The organism is Salinicola sp. 4072 (genome assembly GCF_036663415.1).
GTDB lineage: Bacteria > Pseudomonadota > Gammaproteobacteria > Pseudomonadales > Halomonadaceae > Salinicola > Salinicola salarius_A.
On sequence record NZ_JAXOVV010000075.1, the window covers coordinates 1 to 1,156 of the forward strand.

Annotated in this window: 2 protein-coding genes; one reads left to right on the forward strand and one right to left on the reverse strand. The window is 65.8% G+C overall.

The window, feature by feature from the left end:
• Positions 1-978 (forward strand): aspartate carbamoyltransferase (pyrB, locus tag R3F72_RS18520; RefSeq protein ID WP_332780476.1); only part of this gene is annotated, 978 nt, incomplete at its 5' end.
• Position 979: 1 nt separating this feature from the next.
• Here the strand turns inward: pyrB and R3F72_RS18525 are convergent.
• Positions 980-1,156, reverse strand: a 177-nt coding sequence (locus tag R3F72_RS18525) for a response regulator transcription factor (RefSeq protein ID WP_332780477.1), incomplete at its 5' end; no start/stop codon positions are given.

Genomic DNA, 1,156 nt, shown 5'->3' on the forward strand with positions numbered 1-1,156 from the left:
CTGATCCGCATTGCCGAGCGCATGGAGCCGATCGCCCAGCGGCGCAAGGTGACCCGCGTGCTCGAAGGCGCCGTGCTCGGCAATCTGTTCTTCGAGGCCAGCACCCGAACCCGCATCAGCTTCAACGCCGCCTTCTGCCGGCTCGGCGGCAGCGTCTGCGACACCACCGGCTTCACCTTCTCGTCGATGGCCAAGGGGGAATCGCTCTACGACACCAGCCGAGTGATGGGCGGTTACGTCGACGCCATCGTCATGCGCCACCCCGAGCAGGGCTCGGTGGCGGAATTCGCCGAAGCGACCCAGGTGCCGGTGATCAACGGCGGCGACGGCCCCGGCGAGCACCCGAGCCAGGCGCTGCTGGACGTCTACACCATCACCAAGGAGTTCGCGCGGCTGGGCAAGCCGCTGGCCGGCGCTCACCTGCTGCTGACCGGCGATCTGAAATACGGCCGCACCGTGCACTCGCTGATCAAGCTGCTGTCGCTCTACGAACCGCTGCGGATCACGCTGGTCTCGCCGCCGGGGCTGGAAATGCCGCAGCACCTGATCGATCTGGTCGCCTCGCGCGGGCATCGCATCGAAACGCGCCCCAATCTGGCGGAGAACTTCGATGATGTCGACGTGATCTACGCCACTCGCATCCAGCGCGAGCGCTTCACCGCGGAGATGTCGGAGAGCTTCGCCGAGCTGACCTCGGATTTCGTCGTCGATCGCGGCTTCCTCGATCGCCGCTGCTCGCCGACCACCATCGTCATGCACCCGCTGCCGCGTGACAGCCGACCCGGCGCCAACGATCTCAGCACCGACCTGAACGGCGACCCGCGCCTGGCGATCTTCCGCCAGACCGACAACGGCATTCCCATGCGCATGGCGATCTTCGCCCACCTGCTGCAGGTCGAGGACCTGATCGAACAGGATCCGCGTGACGTACGCTGGTTCGTGCCGCCGAGCTTCGGCGTCGACGACCGCACGCTCTGAATCAGCGCCGCGCCTGCCAGAACAGCGAAAACAACTCCGATTGCGAGCTGACACCCAGCTTGGCGTAGAGATGCTTCTTGTGGGCGCGCACCGTCTCGATCGAGATTGCCAGACGGCGGGCAATCTCCTTGGTCGAGCTGCCACCCAGCATCAATTGGCTGACTTCGCGCTCACGCTC